Consider the following 20542-nt stretch of genomic DNA (forward strand, 5'->3'; position numbering starts at 1 on the left):
CTTTTTTTATTTGATTAATAATTGTTATTTTATTCTTGAATTGTTCTACGTTTTATTTCCAAATCAACCAAGAAATGATCGACATCGTCATCTGTTGATAGATTTCCAACCACGTAAACACCTTTGTCTCCGTTTTGATTATTAATTATACCATAAACCGAAGACTCATCATCAGGATCAGACATTCCTTCGTAACGATAAATGCATACGATATCAAAGATTTCAGGAGCTTGTTTTAATTGATCTTTTTCGATATTATAGTCAATAGTAAAACCATTTTCTTTTAGTTCGTCTAAAGCTTCGTTCGTTGTTTTGTAGCGGTATTGGATTTTTTCTTTCATAATTTTAATAGTTTAATTATTGATTCTCAAATACTATTCCAATCAGTATATTCATTAAAATATTGTAAAGTCTTTTTTGGTAAGGTTATTGTCTTATCTCAAAATGAATATAATGAATATGATTATGAAACTAACAGTATTAAAAAAAATCAACTTGATTGCCGTTTTTGCTTTCGCTGCTTTATTTTTGGTATCGTGTGATGGTTCTACAACTATATATGGGTTAGAGCATCAGCATAAACACAAAAAGAAGTATAAGAAATATCCGAAATACGAAGTGAGATATGACGACCATCGTAGCTTACCACCAGGTCAACACAAAAAAGTACATGGTGATAAATCTGCAAAACGATATGCACCAGGTCAACAAAAGAAAAATAATGGAAATTATTATAAAAAGAAAGGACATCATAAACATTATGATGACTAAAATAAAAAAGGATTGAACATTGTTCAATCCTTTTCTTTTTAATATCTAAAAATTGTTTTACTCTACAACTTCCATTTCTACGTTCAATGTTCCCGCATTAGTAGAACCTATAGAAGTAAACGCTGCTTTACTCAAATCCAATAAACGAGATTTTGTATGCGGTCCTCTATCGTTTATTTTTACAACAACAGATTTTCCGTTAGTTGTATTGGTTACTTTGACTTTTGTACCGAATGGTAAAGTTTTGTGTGCTGCAGTTAAATTGTTTTTGTTATATAACTCGCCACTAGAAGTTTTTTTACCGTGAAATTTATCAGCATACCAGGATACAATTCCACTTACTTTTTTTCCAGCTTTTTCAACAATTTCCGAAATCGCAGTATTATCTGTTTTATTAAAATCTGAAAATTTATTGATTAAATTAAGTTTCAAATTTTTAGTTATAGCAACTGGTAACGGATTTTCTATTGAAAAGTTTGATTTTCCTTTAGCTTGAGCCATTGGGATAATCATCAGCATTACTAATAATGTTAAAATATTCTTTGTCATTCTTTAGTTCTTTCTGAATCTTTATCTAAAATAAGCATAATAGATTTTGTTTGTACATGCATAGTTTTTTCTAATGTTTTTTAGAAAAGAAAAGATACCTAAATGTCTATGTTTAGTAGCTTTAGAAAGAATTGTTAACTATAAGTTAAAAATATAGTTACTTATTAAAATTTTTAAGAATTATTTACAATTATTACGTAAACATTTATTAATCAATATATTAATCTTTTAACAAGTAAATGTTAAATTAAATGACGCGATTAAGATGTTGATTTAAGATATTTTTTAATCCAGTAAAATGCATAATTTGTTGAAGAATTTGACTTGTTTCTTCGATTGATAATTCAGGATTTTTTGTTTGATGCATCAATTCTTTAATCACATTATCTATGTAAATAATTTTGAAGCGAAGTAAAACATCAAATAAATCTTTGTGCACAAATTCTTCTTTTTTCTTAATGTTGATGCCTTGCTTTACTGTCCAGTTTTCGCTTAAACTATGTTTTTCTAACATCATTTCCGAAGCAAGCTGTACAATTTCTGGATTGGTTAATCGAGAAAAATAAGTTCCTGTTCGCAATTCATCATTTCCCAAACCAACTTTCACTTCTTCTAAAATAGATTGATAAAGTGGATTACTCAAACTTAACTCGTTTTCATCAAATTGAGAAATGATTTCTTGGTTAACTGTTGTTTTGTATAGCTCGTTGTTCTCGTTCTTCAAATCAACTTCTAAATCACCAAATTGCATAATCAACTTAATGATTTCATTTTCTACAGTTTGCTGAACATTGATGACTTCTTTTGTAGACGGAAAAACCGAAATAGCAGGTTTTTTAGTTCGCGCATTATCGGTAATATGAGAAGACGAAGAAGTCGATTTATCGCCAGAATTTTGCAATTGAGCCAATTCTTTGAACAAAACTTCTTCTCGAATTTCCATTATTTTAGAAGTTTCTGCAATGTAAACTTCTTGCTTGATAATATTCGGAATAAGCGAAATTGATTTTACAATTTCTCTAATTAATTCAGCTTTTTTGATTGGATCATTCTTCGCATCTTCCAACAAAACATTTGCTTTGAAACGAATAAAATCAGATGCGTTTTCTTTTATATACGCTTCGATTTCAGTTGTCGAATGTTTTTTCGCAAACGAATCTGGATCTTCGCCTTCTGGTAACAAAAGAATTTTGACATTCATTTCTTGTTCCAAAATCATATCAATTCCACGGAAAGACGCTTTGATACCAGCATTATCACCATCGTACATCACAATGATATTCTCTGTCAAACGTTTTATCAAACGAATTTGTTCATTTGTAAGTGCTGTTCCAGAACTCGCTACTACATTTTGAATTCCGGCTTGATGCAAAGACAAAACATCTGTATAACCTTCGACCAAGAAACATTGATCAGCTTTTGTAATGTGTTGTTTCGCCTGAAATAATCCGTAAAGCGTTTTACTTTTATGGTAAATTTTATTTTCGGGAGAGTTTAAATATTTTGCTGCTTTGGCATCATTTCGCAAAATTCGTCCACCAAAACCCAACGTACGTCCCGAAAAACTATAAATAGGAAACATTACACGCTCGCGAAACTTGTCATATTTCTTATTATCTTCTTTGAAAGTTGCTAAACCAGCTTCTTCAATCAATTCTTTAGAATAACCATTTTTTAAGGCATATTCAGCAAAAGCATCCCATTGTTTTGGCGAATAACCAAGTTCAAATTTATCGATGGTTTCTTTGGTAAAGCCACGTTCGCGGAAATAACTTAATCCAATCAAATTCCCTTCTTCCGAATTATGCAATTGATTAGTGAAGAATTTCTTCGCAAAATCAGTCAAGATATATAAACTTTCGCGATCTTTTTCCTCTTGTTGTTGCTCAAAAGTGTAATCACCATCTTCTTCAATCTCGATGTTATAACGTTTTGCCAACCATCGCAAGGCTTCTGGATAAGTAAATTGTTCAACTTCCATCAAAAAAGTCACAACATTTCCACCTCTTCCAGAAGAAAAATCTTTCCAGATTTGTTTGGCAGGTGAAACAACAAAAGAAGGCGTTTTTTCGTTCCCAAAAGGCGAGAGTCCTTTTAAGCTAGAACCTGCACGTTTTAAGGTTACAAAATCACCAACAACTTCTTCTACACGAGCTGTTTCGAAAATTATATCTATCGTTCTTTGAGAAATCAAATTGAATTATTTTTTGAGAATTGTGTAAACAAATTATTTCTCAAAATTAAAACAAATTCTTTACTTGGCTTCATCTTTTCAAAACCTTTGTAGAAACGAATTTTAACATTTTTGAGATTTTGGTATGATATTCGTATATTAGACTGAAACTTGAAATTAAATTTTATGAAATCAACAATTTTAAAAATATCTTTTGCAGCAATTTTAGCAACAGGATTTTTAACATCTTGTTCTACTGTTAATAACGTGATAGGTAATACTGAAAACACAAATAACAACTCTATTTTAGGAAAATGGGAGTTGAGCCAAATCAATTTTATGAAGGCAGGTTCTATTGCAGAAGCTTATCCAATGGGAACTCCTTACCTTAATTTTATTTCGAATAGTATGTTAAATGCTTCGGATGGTTGTAACACTTTGAATGGAGGAGTTACAATTTCTGGAAATGAAATTACATTTGGTAATATGATGTCTACGATGAAAGCTTGTCAAAATGTAGAAGATTCTAATTTCAGTTCAAAATTAAACGGAAAATTAAAATACTCTATTTCAGATAATAAATTATTATTAATTCAAGGAGATATTGTCATCATGACTTTTGTTCGTCCTGGTACTTTAGCAGGTTCTTGGGAATTAGAAGAATTTATTGGTAAAGATAGAAGTGCAAAATCAGTAGACGATCGTTTCCCAAATCAAAAACCTACATTAACATTCCAAAATAACAAGGTTTCTGGTAATGATGGATGTAATAATTTGACAGGAGCTTATGTAGCAGTAGGCAATTCATTGACAGTAAAAAACATCGCAACAACGCGTATGGCTTGTCAAGGTGTAGATTCTGATGCTTTTGGAGAGCGTTTTAATAATGTAAATAAATACGAAATTGTAGACGGAAAATTAGTTTTGTTTGCAAATGATGTTAAAACAATGGTTTTCAAGAAAAAATAATGAAATTCAATTCATAAATCATTAAAGCTGTCATTTTTTGACAGCTTTTTTATTTTTATATTTGTATACTTTTTAAAAGGAGAGAAAGATGAAATTTCCACAAACACATCAATTAAAAGATATAGCATCAATTATCGATGCGAAATTTATTGGAGACGAAAATTTTCCAGTCGAAGGAATCAATGAAATTCACCGTGTAGAAGCGGGAGATATTGTTTTTGTTGATCATCCAAAATATTATGATAAAGCGCTACAATCGAATGCAACAATTGTTTTGATTAACAAAGAAGTTGATTGTCCAGAAGGAAAAGCTTTGTTGATTTCTGATGATCCTTTTCGTGATTTTGTAAAAATTGGACAACATTTTATGGCGTTTGAAGCTGCTACAAAACAAATTTCTGATTCTGCAGAAATAGGTGAAGGAACAATTATTCAGCCAGGGGCATTTATTGGAAATCATGTTAAAATTGGAAAAAATTGTGTGATTCATTCTAATGTATCAATCAATGATTATGCAATTATCGGAGATAATGTAATTATTCGTTCAGGAACAGTTTTAGGAGCTGATGCATTTTACTACAAAAACCGCGAAACAGGTTTTGATCGTTTAAAATCTGTCGGAAATGTTATCATCGAAAATAATGTAGAAATTGGTGCGAATTGTACGATAGATAGAGGAGTTTCTGCGTCTACAATTATTGGAGAAGGAACAATTATGGATAACTTAATTCAGATTGGTCATGATACAATTATTGGTAAAAAATGTTTGATTGCTTCGCAAGTCGGAATTGCTGGTTGTGTAAATGTAGAAGACGAAGTTTCTATTTGGGGACAAGTTGGGATTACAAGTGGTGTAACAATCGGTACAAAAGCGGTGTTATTAGCACAAGCAGGGGTTAGTAAATCTTTGGAAGGAGGAAAAACATATTTTGGTTATCCGGCAGAAGAGGCTCGTGGCTTGTATAAAAAAATGGCTGTCACAGAGATAATGGTTCGCGATTACAAGAGAAAATAAAATTATTTATAGAATATATTTGCAGCCGACCGTTTGGTCGGCTTTTTTTATGATAAATATCTTATACTTTTTTGTCCTGTTCCAATAAAGACTTAGTGTATTTTTTACATTGAATATTTTTTAAAATGCAAAACTCCTTTTATATTTGTGTAAATTAAAAATCACAATGTCTGTATTAGTAAACAAAGATTCAAAAATAATCGTTCAAGGTTTCACAGGGAAAGAAGGAACTTTTCATGCTGAGCAAATGATTGAATATGGAACACAAGTAGTAGGTGGTGTAACTCCAGGAAAAGGAGGACAAACTCACTTAGGGTTACCAATTTTTAACACAGTAAAAGATGCTGTTGATCAAGCAGGAGCAGACGTTTCTATTATTTTCGTTCCACCAGCATTCGCTGCTGACGCTGTAATGGAAGCTGCAGAAGCAGGTATCAAAGTAATTATCTGTATTACAGAAGGTATTCCAGTAGAAGATATGGTAAAAGTACAAGCTTATGTTGACCAAAGAGATGTAACATTAATCGGACCTAACTGTCCTGGTGTTATTACTTCTGAGGAAGCTAAAGTAGGTATTATGCCAGGTTTCATTTTCAAAAAAGGTAAAGTTGGTATCGTTTCTAAATCAGGAACTTTAACTTACGAAGCTGCTGATCAAGTTGTAAAAGCTGGTTACGGAATTTCTACAGCAATCGGAATTGGTGGAGATCCAATTATTGGTACTACAACAAAAGAAGCTGTTGAATTATTTATGAATGACCCAGAAACTGAGTGTATCGTAATGATTGGTGAAATCGGTGGACAATTAGAAGCTGAGGCTGCTCGTTGGATTAAAGCAAATGGAACTAAACCAGTTGTAGGATTTATCGCAGGACAAACTGCACCAAAAGGTCGTACAATGGGACACGCTGGAGCTATCGTAGGTGGAGCTGATGATACAGCACAAGCTAAAATGGCAATTATGGAAGAATGTGGAATCCACGTTGTTGCATCTCCTGCTGATATCGGAGCTACAGTTGCAAAAGTTTTAGGATAAGAAATATTCTTAATCAAAATAGTAAAGGAACTCAAATTTGAGTTCCTTTTTTTATTTCATAGTATCTTTTTAAGATGAGATTTCTGTCACTCATTAATTTTTTTACGTTTAAATGACAATTAAAAATCCCACGATTTAGAATGAATACATAATTAAAATATAAGTTGTTTTAATAAAGTAAATTGACGTGTTTAAAAAAAGTGATTCATCATTTTATTAAAATAATTTATTATACTTAATTAACTTTTTTCTTCTCATAACTCAATAAAAAAATTGTCGAAACAATCAATAAACTGCCAATCCAATCAAGGATACCAAAAGAAACATTAAGCCAAAGTATTGCAATAATTGTTGCAGAAAGAGGTTCAGCAGAAGCAAGTAAACTACTTTTTTGACCACCAATAATTTGTACTGCGGTTAGGTATAAATAGAAGGGAATTAATGTTCCAAAAAGAATGATGAATAAAGTATATAAATATGTTTTCTGATCCCAAATACCATCTATTGACCAAGGAGCTTTAACAAACGAAAAGGCTAATCCACCGATTAACATTCCCCAACCGATAATTGTTGCCGAATTGTATTTTTGCAATAATGGAATAGGTTGTAACGTATAAATTGCTAAAGCTACAGCAGATCCTAAACCAAAAAATAATGCGGTTGTAGAGATATTTAAGCTATCCAATTTACCATGAGTAACCAACAAGAAAGTACCAATAATAGCAAAAGAAATGGCAATACAATCAATAAAACGAGGAGTTTTTTTATTTTTAAATGCTAAATAAATAGCGATAAGAACTGGACCTGCATATTGTAATACTGTTGCTGTAGCGGCATTAGAGTGTTTGATGGCTGCAAAGTAGGTGTATTGCACCATAAGCATCCCTGTTATCGAGAAAAGTATCAATCGAAAAGCATCCTTTTTATTATGCCAAACATCAACGATTTTAGCTTCTTTCTGGCTTGCAGCATATAACAACAAAATGAAACCCGAAACAAGCATTCTTACTGTAATCATCCATTCTACATTGATGCCACGTTGTTGAAACAAAAATTGCCCAAATGTTCCTGAAATTCCCCATAATGAAGCTGCAATAATTGCAAATAAAAATCCTTTTAACGTCGCATTTTTCATGAATAGAATGTTTGATATATTATTTTGTTTTGCAAAAATAATTGAAATACTATGGTGAAAATCTTTAATTTTATAATGTATTTTGCAACTTTGTTTCATTTAAGCTTTGTTTATGATGGATTTAGACCGATTTGATATAGAAATTCTTGATATTTTACAAAAAGATAACATGACTTCGCAACGTGATATTGGTGATAAAATTGGATTATCTGCAGCGGCAGTTCAACGCCGAATCAAAAAAATGCGTGAGGAAAAAGTAATTCGTGCAGATATTTCTGTCATTAACCCTGAAGAAGTTGCTTCTCAAATTTTATTATTTGTAGAAGTGGATTTGGATACAGATAAAATTGAATTTATTGATGAAATAAAAAACACTTTTAGTCAGGTTCCACAAGTACAACAGTGTTACTATGTGACAGGAGAAGTAGACTTTATACTAATTATGGTTGTTAAGAGCATGCAAGAGTATGAATCATTAATAAGAAAATTGTTTTTAAGTAATTCTAATATTCGACGTTTTAAGACATTTGTCAACATGCATACGGTGAAAGCGGGACTTCAAATTCCATTACCCAAAAAGGATTTTAAATAAAAACATAGTTTACTATTCAGCTTTCACCTTACTTCTTATTATAAAAATCAATTTGTCGTTGAATTGTTTTTTCGGTTTGAATAATGTCTAATATTAGAATTTTGATGGTTTCTTTTTTGTTCTTTTCGGTTTCATAAAAGTTGGAGTATAAGAAATTCATGAAAAATTCTGTTTTGTTCTTCAATATATCTTTTTGTTCTTCAATATTAGATAAAGAAGTGATTTTATCATAATTTATCAAGTCAATTTTGGAAGTTGAAACTGATTTCCAAGCGCTTGTTTTAATTTGAGGAATAAACACGCCTTTACATTTCATTGTGATATCCAAAATGTTAACACTTTTGTTATCAGCATAGTATTCGAGCGAATCGACATAAGAATTTTGCAAAGGAATATTGTATTTTATTTCTTCCGTTGTTTCATTCAATTCACTTTTTATCGTTGAAAATACTTGATTAATATACACTTGGTCTTTTCTATTCGTGTTCCAATTGTCAATAAACAGTGCAATCAAAATACCTACGGTTACAGGAATAATTTCTTTGATAAATTGAATTGAATAATTTTCTAATGCTTTCTTCATTAAATTTAGTTCTCGTTAATTTATATTGATGTGTTAAATCAAACAAATATCTCATATTCATCGGAATGCACCATAACTATTTTTATATTTTTTGAAAAATAGTATCGAAATTTAAACCTTAACAATTAAGTTGATGTTTTTGAGAGTTGAATTAAGTTTAATTTGCTCTATTTTGTTCCTCGAAATTCACTTTTTTGTTGTTTTCTTTCACTTTATTATTTCCAAAATTGTATGTTAAACTAAGTTTGAAACCTCTGTAATCATTGTATTGATTAAACTCCGAACGATAATCGCCGTTATACGAATATCCTTTGTTTTTTATCGTTTTGAATACATCATTTATTACAAAATTTGCTTGTAATTTTTTATCGAAAAACGAAGCTTTAATGCCTGGCGAAAACTCTAATTGATCTTGCAATTTTATGTTCGCATAAGTGAATGGAAGCGTATGCCAGAAGTTTAGCATCAAAAACCATGTTTTGTCTTTATTCAATGTGATGGTATTATAAAAAGAATACGACATCGAATAAACTTTTAACTTTTCCAGTTCAGAAACAGTCGGTTTTGTGGTTGTATAAGATGCATTCGCATTAACTGAAGTTTCCCAAATTTTGAAAAAGGTGTTGTAATATCCAATATTGAATCCCGTTCTGTTTTGATCGTAACTATTTTCTACTACATTGCTGTAAATTCCATCCGAAAATCGTGCAATATTAGACAAATTATTTTGGCTATATTGATTATAAAGTCCAAAAGTCAATTTTCCTTTGTACGAATAATTTAGTTCGATATTATCATTAAAAGATGGTTGTAATTTAGGATTTCCTGTGTAATACATATACGGATTCGTGTACCAACGGAATGGATTTAAAGATTGAAAATCGGGACGATTTATTCTTTTGGAATAATTGATACTGAACGAATGATTAGTAGTTGGTTTGTAACTGATATAAGCTGTAGGAAATAATTTTCCATAGTCCTTTTTCAGTCTGCTGTTTTCGTCATTTGGTGTAAAACCTTCTAGCGAAGTATATTCGTATCGCAAACCTGCTTTTGCTGACCATTTTTGATTGAAATCTTTTTGGAAACTCACATAAGCTGCATAATTATTTTCTTTGTACTGAAAAACATTACTATTAGTAGGATTCAAAATAAAATCTGCTCCATCAAATTCATAATATTCCACATCAGATTTGTTATCCAATAATGTATATTTTGCTCCAGTTTCTATGTTCGACCATTTGTAAGGCAAAGTAAAATCAGCTTGCATCGAAAAGATCGAATATTTCATTTTACTATTGTTCTGAATTAAAGTTTCGTTGTTATTCAATTCATTTTGCGTATTAAAATCGTTGAATTTTTTGGGTGAATTATTTAGAAAATTCGCCGTGAAATTTAGCTTTTTTCCAATGCTATCTAATTTTATATCATAATAAGCATTCAAGGTATGTGTAGGTGTTGTCCAATGTTGTTTTTGATTGGTATACAAAGTAGAATCAATAACCGAATGTGTTTGGTATCGGCTGATTCCTTTTGTATCCATATCATAATTCAACTTACTATAACTGTAAATAAATCCTGTATTTTGGTTTTTATTGATTTTGACATCTAAGTTATAATTAACGCTAAAAATCTTCGGGTTATCATGCCTTTCTTCGTTTGTATAAATTGCGGTTTCTTTCCCAATAAAATTTTGGCTATTACGTAGCTTGTAATTAATATCACCTTGATTTATTTTTAATGAACTACTTATTTTATTCGATTGATAATTAAGCGTTCCGCCTGTTCTGAAACCATTGTATGAATTTCGTTGATATGAAGAATTTACACTCCCGCTCCAGCCAAGATTGGGATTTTTCTTTAAAATAATATTAATAATTCCGCTATTTCCTTGGCGATTTTTGATGGAGTTGTTTGGAATTACTGGAAGTAATTTTAATTAAACTATTAATTCAAACTCTTATATATTATCTGATTGATAAGAGTTAGAAGAATCTAAAGACTGTAATATTTATAATAAAACATTGTTAGTCAAATTATTTAAAGAATGTTTTAGTTTTAGTAATTATTCTAGAACCTCAATTAATAGAATTATTTTCAGATTTGAGGTTCTTTTTTATTTATATAACTAGAATACAAACCTTAATTATCAATATTAGTTTTAAGCCATACCATAAGATCTTTGTCTGGTGTTAGCGCTAATCTTTTTCGAATGTTATATCGATTATTTTCTATTGTTTTTAAGGCTTTATGTGTATAATTAGCAATTTCTTTTGTTGTAAAACCAAGATAAATGTAGGCAGCAAAAGTTAATTCACTATTTTTTAGATTCGGATTAATTTCTAACATTTTAGAAGTGAAATGAGGATGTACTTCTTGAAATCTACACCAAAAATGCGGAGAATTACTTTTTGCCATTTCCATTAATTCACCAAAACTTTCATTTACTTTTTGATGTAAATTTGTTATTTCTTGTTCGTTTTTACTTAAAATATCTTCTTTTTCTTTTAATTGAAGCTCTTTTTCATCGATTATTCGACGTTTACGTATTTTTAAAATTTTGTAAACAATTAAGAATCCTATTAAAAATAGAAGAGAAATGATTGCGGTAATTAAAATATATTCTTTTTGAGTTTTTTTCTTTAGAATTGTTTCATTTTCTTGCGCACGAGAAAGTTCATTTTCTAACGAGTTTCTAGCTTTGGCTAGTTCGTCTTTATGACCAGTTGATTCGTTAATAAGGTGTAAACGTTCTTGCTCATAATCACCAATCATATGATAACTTTTCGCAATTTTAGAATCTACATATGAATAACTTTGATTAAAATATTTATTGTTTTCAATTGATTTTAAATAAGATTCTATTGCTTTTTCATAATTTTTTATTTGAAAATAATAATCGCCATTTAATTCATAAAAAATTCCAAGGTATTTATAGTTTTGCTCAATCGCAAGTTTATAACTTTTATCAATAAATTTTTTTGCTTTTTCAGGCTGATTATTGTTAATATAAAACCAACCTTTATAAAAATATACGTAAGGTTTTATTCTAAAAATATTTTTGGCATTATTGTAATCTTTAATAGAAATAGACTCAATCATTTCAATTGATTTATCTGCATAAAAATGTGTAGATTTTATATCATGTTTCTCAAAATAATAATCTGCAAATTTGATATAAATATTGGCTTTAATAAGCTTTGACTCGATATCATTTTTAAATTTAATTAAATCTAAAGCTTCAATATTTTTTTGTAAATAAAATTTAGGTAGCCCTAGTCTACTATAATATGTAGCTTGCGTAGATAGAAAAAGAGCTTTTTGTTTATTATTATTTTTTACATAATCCTCCTTTAAGGCTTTATCTATATAATATGATGCTTTGTCTAATTGGTTAAGAGCAAGTAATGCTTTAGAAATTAAATTGTATCCTTCGATTTTTTTAGGAATGTTGTTTTGTTTTTCTGCTAAAATTATTGCTTTATTTGATTCAATAAGCATTTTATTGTAGTCTACTACAACATGTTGATTGGCAAGTTGTAGTAAGCTGTCTATCTTTTGGGTTGTGCTATTATTTGTATTGGCAAATAAAAACTGAGCTGCTAAAATAAGCGCAATAAAAAGACTCGATTTAGGTTTCATTATTCTAATTAACAAGTTTTGATTAAGGTAATGTAGAATAAGAGTTTTAATTGCATACTAATATACACTATTGATATCAATAAATGATAGTAATTTATTAAAATAATAAAACAGTTCTTTTTTATTTAATTACGAATTAATCTTCCTCCACAAATTTGGGTTGCGACGCTTTTATTCCAAAAAATGTTAGAATAATCATGCAGAACATTAAAAAGTATAATGAATAGCTCCAAGTAGACTCGATATCATATAATTTTCCGAAAATAGGAGGTCCAAATGCCGCAATCAAATAACCAACAGATTGTGCCATTCCCGAAATTTTGATGGTTCCAACCATTGTTTTTGTTTTCAATGAGAAGAATAAAATAGAAAGACTAAAGGCAAACCCTCCTGCAATTCCAATTAAAATCGCACTCAAATAACTGAATTTTGCTTTGAAAATTAACAATGTTATGATTCCAATAAAATATAAAGCAGAAGTTATGTAAATCATAATTTTTGGATTTTTCATGCGCGAAGCTAAAATTGGACTAACTAACATGGCGGGTAGCATGGCAAGTTGTAAAACCGAAAATACCCAGCCTGCATTGGTTTTTGTCATTCCAAAATCGATGAGTAAAGTAGGTAATAATGCAACCAAACAATAATAAATCAACGATTGTAATCCCATAAAAATACTAATGTTCCATGCTTGTTTCGATTTGAAAATATTGAATTTTACATCTTCTGATTGAACAGTTTTTTGTTGAGTTGCTGTTTTATTTTTTAAAGAATCAATACAGACAATTATAAGTGCAGCTATAGCCGCTATAATCCAAACTCCAAGAGAACCTTTCCAACCTAAATTTGTCCAGTTTCCAATTGCAATACTCAATCCAGAAGCTAATGCGGCGATTAAACTCATCGAAACCGAAAAAATACCTGTCATAATTCCAATTTTTGTTGGAAACGTATTTTTTATATACGCTGGTGTCAAAACATTTCCAATACAAATTCCCAATCCAATTAGTAACGAACCGATATATAACATCGAAATATTGCCGTAAATACGGACGTAAATCCCGATAGTTAGAATGATTAAGGAATAAATTAATCCATGTCGAATATTAATTTTTGCAGTGGCTTTACTCACTAAAATTGAACAAAATGCAAATACGAAAAGTGGAATAGAAGTTAATAAACTTGCCTGAAAATTGTCTATTTTTAAGACAGATTTCATTTCATCTAAAATTGGACTTACAGCAGTAATTGGCGCTCTTAGGTTAGTTGAAACTAAAATGACAACTGCAATTCCAATCCAAATATTTTTATTTTTTTCCATTGACTTGATATTTCTAATTCAGTTACAAAATTAATCATGTCGTTTTTATTAATTTTGCCATATATTATATTTAAAACGACAAATAAAATTAACATCTTGTACATATTGAATTAAAATTCGTCAGTTCGAGTGATTTTTAGAAATGAAATGAATAAAAATTATATCGAGAATTAAGATGAATTTTTATCTTCTAAAACCTTATTCTCGATATAAAATTCTTCCAGAATTTCACTCGAACTGACGGTTTTATTGCTATAATTAGCTAAATGTACAAAAGGAAAAATTAATTCATTTATGAAACAAATTATTGGAGAATATTCGGATCATATGACGACCAATACTTATGTTTGGTACGAGAAGAATCGCAAAAATGCGGATGAGGTTCATTCGCATGATTATTTCCAATTGAATTATGTTGAAGAAGGTTACCAATATTTTCATATCGAACAAAAGATTTATTTAGTCCCTCAAAATCATGTTATTTGGATTCCTGCAAATAAGCTACATCGTACAACTTCTGAGGCGAAAACCGTCAATCCAATGTTGATTTTGTTTAAAGAAACTTTTAAGGAGGATTTTTACAACGATATTCATGTTTTTGTTGCACCGCCAATTCTAAAGGAAATGATGCTATATGCTTCAAAATGGAATAAATTTTTGGTAGAAGATAAGGAGCAAAAGATTTTCTTAAATTCGATGTTGTATAGTTTGCCTCATTTTTGTGATGAAAACCATAATTTGGAGTTGCCAGTTCTTGTTGATAAACGTTTAATTCCTGTGAGTGAGTACATTCATTTTCATTATTCGACAAATTTTAATTTGAATGAATTGACAGATAAAGCGAATATGTCTGCTCGAAATTTGCAACGAATTTTCAAACAAGAAACGGGAATTACACTTCAAAAATATATGCAACTTGTCCGAATTCTAAAAAGTATTGAATTAATAGATACCAATAATTTTACATTGAGCGAAATAGCTTATCAAGTCGGTTACAAAAGTTTGTCTGCTTTTACAGCGTCTTATTTTGCTGTTACAAAAACAAAACCTAAACGAAAATAATTCGTTTTAATTTCCTTCAATTTTTAGTTTCCTTAATTTAATTTTCAACAAATTAAGTTGATTGATAATGTTTTAACATCTCATTCTTTTATCAGAATTAGAAGATGAAACTCGATTTTTATCATTGTTCAATAAATTAATTTAGAATAAATAAAAATAAATTAAAAAATTCGTTTACATTTGTCTTATTAATTATTAGACTAATTCTAAATAATAAAATTAAGGACAAATGAAGAGGCGCTTTTTTCTACTAAGCTTACTTACAACACTAACTCTACAGGCTCAAGAAATTAATTCGTTTCCAAAAGATTCGACGATTAATTTGGAACAAACCGTTATTTCTGGGCAATATAATGCACAATCGGTCAGGAAATCTATTTACGAAGTAAAAGTGATTTCGCAAGAAATGATCGAGCGACAAGCAGGAAATACATTGGCAGATGTTTTAAATCAAACATTGAATATGAATATTATTCCGAGTTCTTCTACAGGAAAATCGACGGTGCAAATGTTTGGTTTGGATGCGCAATATTTCAAAATTTTGGTAGATAATATTCCATTAGTTAACGACGAAGGTTTAGGAAATAATACCGATTTAACGCAAATTAATTTAGATGATATTCAGCAAATAGAAATCGTAGAAGGTGCGATGGGAGTTGAATACGGAGCTAATTCTATAGCGGGAGTAATCAATATTATTACTAAAAAAGGAGGGAAGAATAAATTTGATATTTCTGCGACTTTGCAAGAGGAAACCATTGGCGACGAATACAATTGGAAAAATAAGGGAAGACATATACAATCCTTGAAAATCGGGCATAAATTTTCAGACAAAATCTACGCTAATTTAAGTTTTTCACGTAATGATTTTCAAGGATTTTTTGATGATAAAAAAGGAAAGAATTATCCTAATAATGATGGATTGAGAGGATACGAATGGTTGCCAAAAGAGCAAAATGCAGCAAAAGCATTTGTTCAATATAAAAAAGACAATTATCGTTTGTTTTATAAATTCGAATATTTCAACGAAGAAACCAAGTATTACGATCCCAATCCAATTGCTTCAACGAATGCGCCAACTGCGACGGTTGATTATTTTGGAAAAGATAGAACGTATACGACAGATCGTATTTACAATCACTTAAATGCTTCTGGGCGATTTAGAAAAGTGATTAACTATGATGTTTCGTTTTCGTATCAAGAACAAAAAAGAAAGTTGAAATCGTATAATTATGAAATTCTTGAAGGTGTTGAACATGATGTAAACAAGTTCGAATATGAAAGTCGAAAAGTGTATTATTCGAAAGGAATGTTCAGCAATTTTATCAATAAAAATGATTATTTCGATTTTCAATTTGGTTATGAAATCGATCAAACCAAAGGTTTTGCTTCAACTTCGGCAGGAGAATTTTTCCAAAAACCGATAGAACGAAAATTAGGAACGTATGATTTTTTTGCTTCTTCTGAAATTAATCTAAATGATAAACTTTCGTTTCGTCCAGGCGCTCGCGTGATGTTTTCGGAGCAATTTGATACGCAATATGTGATGAGTTTGAGTGCGAAATATCTATTTGGAAAACAGTGGGAATTGCGCGCGATTGTTGGTACTTCGCCACGTTTGCCAAATTATGAGGAAATGTATTCGTATTTCGTAGACGTCAATCATAATGTGCAAGGAAACGAAAATCTGAATCCAGAAAAAGGAGTTTCTGCTTTTGTTCACTTAAAAAAGAATTGGAATATCGGCGAAAATAATTCGTTGGAACAAAAAGTTTCGTTGTGGAAAATTAATCTGAAAGATAAGATTGATTTGATTGTTGTTGAAGAGTCTCCACTGAAATATCAATATCGTAATATTGATAATTATGATGTGCAAGGTTTTACGTATTTGAATCAATTTAAAGTTCATCAATTTATGGGTGGAATTGGTTTTACGTTGACAGGAATCAAGCAGGATATCGATGAAGCAGTAGCTGTAAATTCAGTTAAAAATAAGTATTTCTATTCAACGCAAATCAATGCAAATGTTTCGTATACATTACCAAAAACCAATACAATTTTCTCACTTTTCTATAAATACAATGGAGCTCAAGAGCAATTTGTTTTGAAAAATAATCCGTCAAATACAAGTGAACAAATTTTGGTAAAAGGCAAACAAGAAGCTTTTAACTGGATGGATGCGTCGATTAAACAAAGTTTTTGGAACAAAAAACTTGATTTGACAATTGGTGCGAGAAATCTGTTTGATGTGAAATATTTGAACAGTTCATCTGGAAATGATGGCGCGCACAGCCAAGGTTCTACGAGTATTTTGTATGGATATGGACGTTCGTATTTTGCTAAACTTACGTTCAATTTAGGAATTAATTAATCAAAAAAATCATGAAAAAAATATTTATATATACCTTATTGTTCAGTCTTTCTTTTTTGTGGTCGTGTAATGATGAAAACAATCCAATTGGACAAGATTTTGTTGTTGCTTTTAAGGATGCAAGTATCGATTTTAGTAAGATTGATAATGAGAAAACAATAAATTTAATTTATTCTAAAGTTGCGGAACAAGATGGACAACTTCATATCAAAGTAACCGAAGATAAAGCAACTTATAATGTCGATTATTCAACTTCTGTTGCAGTTACAAATCAAGAAATTATTATTCCAATCAAAAAAGGTGAAACGTCAACAAGTTTTACGTTCAAGAATTTGATTTATCCATTTGATCGTTCTGATAAAACAATTCAGTTTGAAATTACAAAAATTGATTATCCATTAGCGATTATTCAAGGATATTCGTCAACAAAAATCTCTTTCGAAAATTCGATTGGCGGAACAATGGATGTGGAAATTGGCGGACCAAATCAGCAATATCAGGTTTATGTAGACTTAAGTAAAGGAACGCAAACTAAGGTAAAAAGGGATTCTTGGGATTTAGGTTTTTACAATGGAACAAATTTCCGAGTGACGCTAAATACTTCTATTTATATGGCGGTAAAAGCGTTGGACGAAACCGATTTGTCAAAAGTAACAAAAGCATCGGTTGGGAAATTAATCAACGAAGTTGCGGTAGGAACATTTACAGATTCGAACAAAGAATATGTTGACGATCCTGCTGGAGATATTTTGAAAACAGCGATTGCGGAAATTAAAGAATCAGATAACCCAGTTTATTTACTGAATTTGGGTTACGAAGTCGGAACATCAACGCCTGCGGTTGGTTCTGCGGCTGTTGCTGGAAATTCACGCGGTTGGAAAAAAGTGAAATTCATCAAAAAAGATGAGCAATATGTGATGCAATATGCCGATTTAGATGATACGACTTACAAAGAAAAAGTTATAGCAAAAACGTCGACGCATAATTTTGTTCACTTCAGTTTTACGACGAATGATATTGTAGATGTTGAACCTCCAAAATTAGAATGGGATTTGAATTTTACAGTTTTCACTAATCTTATTACAGGAAATGGTTCTTATGGATATTCGGATTACGTAGTCAATAATCTGAAAGCAGGCGCAAAAGCCTATCGTGTGGATGTAACCAATGAAATTACCTACGAAAAATTTAATGAAACGATGATTGATGAAACAAAATTTTTAGACGATCAGCGTGCAATTGGTGATTCTTGGCGACAAGTTACTGCTCCTCAAAAATTATTTTCGGATCGATTTTATATCATCAAAGATGCAGAAAATAATTATTACAAAATTAAAATGTTAGCTTTTCTGAATGCTTCTGGCGTGAGAGGTTATCCAAAATTTGAATATAAACTTATCAAATAAATTTATCATAAACATACTCATTATTAGTGGTTAGAATGCGTCAATCCGAGTCATACGGGTCAGAGTGTAATCTCTCGGATTGACTGTTCTAATTCTGAATAACAATTAAAAAATTATTATATCATGAAAAACAAATTTACACTTTTAGCAACAATCATTCTAACATCTGTTGCAATAAATGCACAAACCATAAAAGGTGAAGTCACAATGGGTGCAGCTTATGCAAATGATGTTTATTATGGATTGGCAGATCAATCGACGAATTCTGTAAATAGAAGCGATTGGGATATTTCATTTTATCGAAAATCGAATATGTCAACAGGAATTCGAGTGAATGATGGTGCAGGAATTCAGGTGTACGAAGCATCAAATGATTTGTCGAAATGGAATGCAATTGATGTAGCAAATTTATCTACTTGGACTGCTTTGTATAATTCGGATACTGATTGGCAAAAAGGCGCTTTCAATAATGGTTCTGCGACATATGGTTGGGGTAATTATAGTATTGCAAATCATTACGTAAATGGTTCAATCATTTTTGTCTTGAAATATGCAACAGGAGAATATGTAAAATTGAAAATAGATAATTTTGCAGCTCCTTTAGGCGAATATAATTTTACGTATTCTAAATTGACAAATGGAACTTGGTCTGCTGATACAAAAGTAAATCTTCCACATAAAACCAATTCAACTAATTTGTTCAATTATTATAGTTTATTGACTGATAAAGCGGTTACACCAGAGCCAGACCAAAGTAAATGGGATTTGAAATTTACAAAATATGTTACACCACTTACGACGAATGATGGTGATATTGTGATGTATACGGTAACGGGAGTTTTGCAAAGTGATTTGATCAAAGTAGCGAAAACAGAATCTGGAAATCCTACTGATGATACAGCTTATGTAGCAGATATTAATGCAGTTGGATATAATTGGAAAACCTTATCGGGTTGGTCTTATGTAGTGAATCCAACGAATCATTTTATCAAAAATACATCTACGAATCAGATTTATAAATTAGTTTTCAAAACTTTTGAAGGAACTTCTACAGGAAAAATAACATTCGATTACGAAAATGTAACAACTAATTTAGGAACAACAGAATTAGCCAAAACGAAGTTTGAAATTTATACCACTTCTCAACCTAAAACAATTGGTTTGGTGTACAATTCTCAAGAAGCGAAATCGTCTCCATTAAATATTCAAATTTATGCGATAAATGGACAATTGGTGCATCAAGAAAGCTATCAACCAACGTCATCATTTACAAATAAAACAATACAATTAAATAAACTTTCGGCTGGAGTTTACATCGTAAAAGTACAATCTGCCGATAAAGTTGAAACGAAAAAAATAGTTTTGAAATAAAGTTTTGAGTACTTTATTTGTCTCTTTGTGTGAGGTCGTCTGAAAAGACGACCTTTTTTTATTATGTGATTTTATAATGCTTTAAAAATTGATAAGTTAGAAAGAATTGTAAAGTTGGTTATTAGATTTTACTTTCGCGAATTTTAGGCTAATCAAAAAAACAAAAAGAGTAAATATTTCTGAAAAAATAAATAGCATTAATGGTTCTATCAACTTTTCATTCAGTAAGTATTTTGAGATGGTAAGTTGAAGTAAAAATAAAGGTGTTATTGTACAGAATAAAACTAAACGTGTAAAATTTAATTTATTATCAAACACTAAATTTTGAAAAGGAAACTTGAATAAATAGATAAAAACATATATGAGTCCAAATATAACAGGAACAATAAAATCTACAATAAATACATCAATATGATCAAGAAAGATGGTTTTCAGAAGAGTAAAAAATAGTGTAAATCCTACTGAAAAAATCAACATACTTAATATATAAGGTTTGAAAATGAATTTTATTTTTTCTTTTGTCGTTAGCATAATCAAATATATAAA

At 30.3% G+C, this 20542-nt stretch carries 17 protein-coding genes; 9 read left to right on the forward strand and 8 right to left on the reverse strand.

Annotation, left to right across the window (positions count from 1 at the left end; all coding sequences use genetic code 11):
- Positions 1-29: 29 nt before the first annotated feature.
- Positions 30-341, reverse strand: coding sequence for a hypothetical protein (locus tag FH779_RS03845; protein WP_180906125.1), 312 nt, complete (start codon positions 339-341; stop codon positions 30-32).
- Between the two features lie 124 nt (positions 342-465).
- Between FH779_RS03845 and FH779_RS03850 the strand changes: the two genes are divergently transcribed.
- Positions 466-771, forward strand: a complete 306-nt coding sequence (locus FH779_RS03850) for a hypothetical protein (protein WP_221627946.1) — start codon at positions 466-468, stop codon at positions 769-771.
- A 57-nt stretch (positions 772-828) separates the two neighbouring features.
- Here FH779_RS03850 and FH779_RS03855 read toward each other — a convergent pair whose 3' ends face one another.
- On the reverse strand, positions 829-1320 hold the full coding sequence (locus FH779_RS03855) for a septal ring lytic transglycosylase RlpA family protein (protein ID WP_221414072.1): 492 nt from the start codon (positions 1318-1320) through the stop codon (positions 829-831).
- 247 nt (positions 1321-1567) lie between these two features.
- On the reverse strand, positions 1568-3514 hold the full coding sequence (gene dnaG, locus FH779_RS03860) for a DNA primase (RefSeq protein ID WP_180906126.1): 1947 nt from the start codon (positions 3512-3514) through the stop codon (positions 1568-1570).
- Between the two features lie 165 nt (positions 3515-3679).
- Here dnaG and FH779_RS03865 point away from each other — a divergent pair, with 165 nt between their 5' ends.
- From FH779_RS03865 to sucD, 3 genes are all read left to right on the forward strand, one after another.
- A complete protein-coding gene (locus FH779_RS03865) occupies positions 3680-4462 on the forward strand; it encodes an META domain-containing protein (protein ID WP_114999482.1) in 783 nt (260 codons plus the stop codon).
- A gap of 88 nt (positions 4463-4550) precedes the next feature.
- The gene (locus tag FH779_RS03870) at positions 4551-5477 is read left to right on the forward strand and encodes a UDP-3-O-(3-hydroxymyristoyl)glucosamine N-acyltransferase (RefSeq protein WP_114999484.1); all 927 of its coding nucleotides are present in this window, start codon (positions 4551-4553) and stop codon (positions 5475-5477) included.
- 166 nt (positions 5478-5643) lie between these two features.
- Positions 5644-6513 (forward strand): succinate--CoA ligase subunit alpha, encoded by an 870-nt coding sequence (sucD, locus tag FH779_RS03875; RefSeq protein ID WP_038337297.1) that lies wholly within the window; start codon positions 5644-5646, stop codon positions 6511-6513.
- A gap of 235 nt (positions 6514-6748) precedes the next feature.
- Here the strand turns inward: sucD and FH779_RS03880 are convergent, their stop codons facing one another.
- The gene (locus FH779_RS03880; RefSeq protein WP_244958018.1) at positions 6749-7747 is read right to left on the reverse strand and encodes an EamA family transporter; all 999 of its coding nucleotides are present in this window, start codon (positions 7745-7747) and stop codon (positions 6749-6751) included.
- Between the two features lie 16 nt (positions 7748-7763).
- Between FH779_RS03880 and FH779_RS03885 the strand changes: the two genes are divergently transcribed.
- Entirely contained in the window at positions 7764-8240 is a 477-nt protein-coding gene (locus tag FH779_RS03885) for an Lrp/AsnC family transcriptional regulator (protein ID WP_244958019.1), read from the forward strand.
- 28 nt (positions 8241-8268) lie between these two features.
- Here the strand turns inward: FH779_RS03885 and FH779_RS03890 are convergent, their stop codons facing one another.
- The 4 genes from FH779_RS03890 to FH779_RS03905 all read right to left on the reverse strand — a co-directional run bounded on the left by FH779_RS03890 (position 8269) and on the right by FH779_RS03905 (position 13786).
- Positions 8269-8823, reverse strand: a complete 555-nt coding sequence (locus FH779_RS03890; RefSeq protein WP_180906128.1) for a hypothetical protein — start codon at positions 8821-8823, stop codon at positions 8269-8271.
- A gap of 157 nt (positions 8824-8980) precedes the next feature.
- Positions 8981-10366, reverse strand: coding sequence for an outer membrane beta-barrel family protein (locus FH779_RS03895; protein ID WP_180906129.1), 1386 nt, complete (start codon positions 10364-10366; stop codon positions 8981-8983).
- 599 nt (positions 10367-10965) lie between these two features.
- The gene (locus tag FH779_RS03900) at positions 10966-12465 is read right to left on the reverse strand and encodes a tetratricopeptide repeat protein (RefSeq protein WP_180906130.1); all 1500 of its coding nucleotides are present in this window, start codon (positions 12463-12465) and stop codon (positions 10966-10968) included.
- Positions 12466-12601: 136 nt separating this feature from the next.
- A complete protein-coding gene (locus tag FH779_RS03905) occupies positions 12602-13786 on the reverse strand; it encodes a CynX/NimT family MFS transporter (RefSeq protein WP_180906131.1) in 1185 nt (394 codons plus the stop codon).
- Between the two features lie 294 nt (positions 13787-14080).
- Here FH779_RS03905 and FH779_RS03910 point away from each other — a divergent pair, with 294 nt between their 5' ends.
- From FH779_RS03910 to FH779_RS03925, 4 genes are all read left to right on the forward strand, one after another.
- On the forward strand, positions 14081-14848 hold the full coding sequence (locus tag FH779_RS03910; RefSeq protein ID WP_180906132.1) for a helix-turn-helix domain-containing protein: 768 nt from the start codon (positions 14081-14083) through the stop codon (positions 14846-14848).
- A gap of 229 nt (positions 14849-15077) precedes the next feature.
- On the forward strand, positions 15078-17219 hold the full coding sequence (locus tag FH779_RS03915; protein WP_180906133.1) for a TonB-dependent receptor plug domain-containing protein: 2142 nt from the start codon (positions 15078-15080) through the stop codon (positions 17217-17219).
- Positions 17220-17230: 11 nt separating this feature from the next.
- Positions 17231-18625, forward strand: coding sequence for an HmuY family protein (locus tag FH779_RS03920; protein WP_180906134.1), 1395 nt, complete (start codon positions 17231-17233; stop codon positions 18623-18625).
- 123 nt (positions 18626-18748) lie between these two features.
- Positions 18749-19996, forward strand: coding sequence for a T9SS type A sorting domain-containing protein (locus FH779_RS03925; protein ID WP_180906135.1), 1248 nt, complete (start codon positions 18749-18751; stop codon positions 19994-19996).
- Positions 19997-20542: the final 546 nt, after the last annotated feature.

Origin of the sequence: Empedobacter falsenii, from assembly GCF_013488205.1 — a bacterium.
Lineage (GTDB): Bacteria > Bacteroidota > Bacteroidia > Flavobacteriales > Weeksellaceae > Empedobacter > Empedobacter falsenii_C.

Excerpts from the sequence above, each read along its gene's own strand:
- FH779_RS03845 (WP_180906125.1), bottom strand. The coding sequence starts at position 341 with ATGAAAGAAAAAATCCAATACCGCTACAAAACAACGAACGAAGCTTTA.
- FH779_RS03850 (WP_221627946.1), top strand. The coding sequence starts at position 466 with ATGAAACTAACAGTATTAAAAAAAATCAACTTGATTGCCGTTTTTGCT.
- FH779_RS03855 (WP_221414072.1), bottom strand. The coding sequence starts at position 1,320 with ATGACAAAGAATATTTTAACATTATTAGTAATGCTGATGATTATCCCA.
- FH779_RS03865 (WP_114999482.1), top strand. The coding sequence starts at position 3,680 with ATGAAATCAACAATTTTAAAAATATCTTTTGCAGCAATTTTAGCAACA.
- FH779_RS03870 (WP_114999484.1), top strand. The coding sequence starts at position 4,551 with ATGAAATTTCCACAAACACATCAATTAAAAGATATAGCATCAATTATC.
- sucD (WP_038337297.1), top strand. The coding sequence starts at position 5,644 with ATGTCTGTATTAGTAAACAAAGATTCAAAAATAATCGTTCAAGGTTTC.
- FH779_RS03880 (WP_244958018.1), bottom strand. The coding sequence starts at position 7,747 with ATGAAACAAAGTTGCAAAATACATTATAAAATTAAAGATTTTCACCAT.
- FH779_RS03885 (WP_244958019.1), top strand. The coding sequence starts at position 7,764 with ATGGATTTAGACCGATTTGATATAGAAATTCTTGATATTTTACAAAAA.
- FH779_RS03890 (WP_180906128.1), bottom strand. The coding sequence starts at position 8,823 with ATGAAGAAAGCATTAGAAAATTATTCAATTCAATTTATCAAAGAAATT.
- FH779_RS03895 (WP_180906129.1), bottom strand. The coding sequence starts at position 10,366 with ATGGATACAAAAGGAATCAGCCGATACCAAACACATTCGGTTATTGAT.
- FH779_RS03900 (WP_180906130.1), bottom strand. The coding sequence starts at position 12,465 with ATGAAACCTAAATCGAGTCTTTTTATTGCGCTTATTTTAGCAGCTCAG.
- FH779_RS03905 (WP_180906131.1), bottom strand. The coding sequence starts at position 13,786 with ATGGAAAAAAATAAAAATATTTGGATTGGAATTGCAGTTGTCATTTTA.
- FH779_RS03910 (WP_180906132.1), top strand. The coding sequence starts at position 14,081 with ATGAAACAAATTATTGGAGAATATTCGGATCATATGACGACCAATACT.
- FH779_RS03915 (WP_180906133.1), top strand. The coding sequence starts at position 15,078 with ATGAAGAGGCGCTTTTTTCTACTAAGCTTACTTACAACACTAACTCTA.
- FH779_RS03920 (WP_180906134.1), top strand. The coding sequence starts at position 17,231 with ATGAAAAAAATATTTATATATACCTTATTGTTCAGTCTTTCTTTTTTG.
- FH779_RS03925 (WP_180906135.1), top strand. The coding sequence starts at position 18,749 with ATGAAAAACAAATTTACACTTTTAGCAACAATCATTCTAACATCTGTT.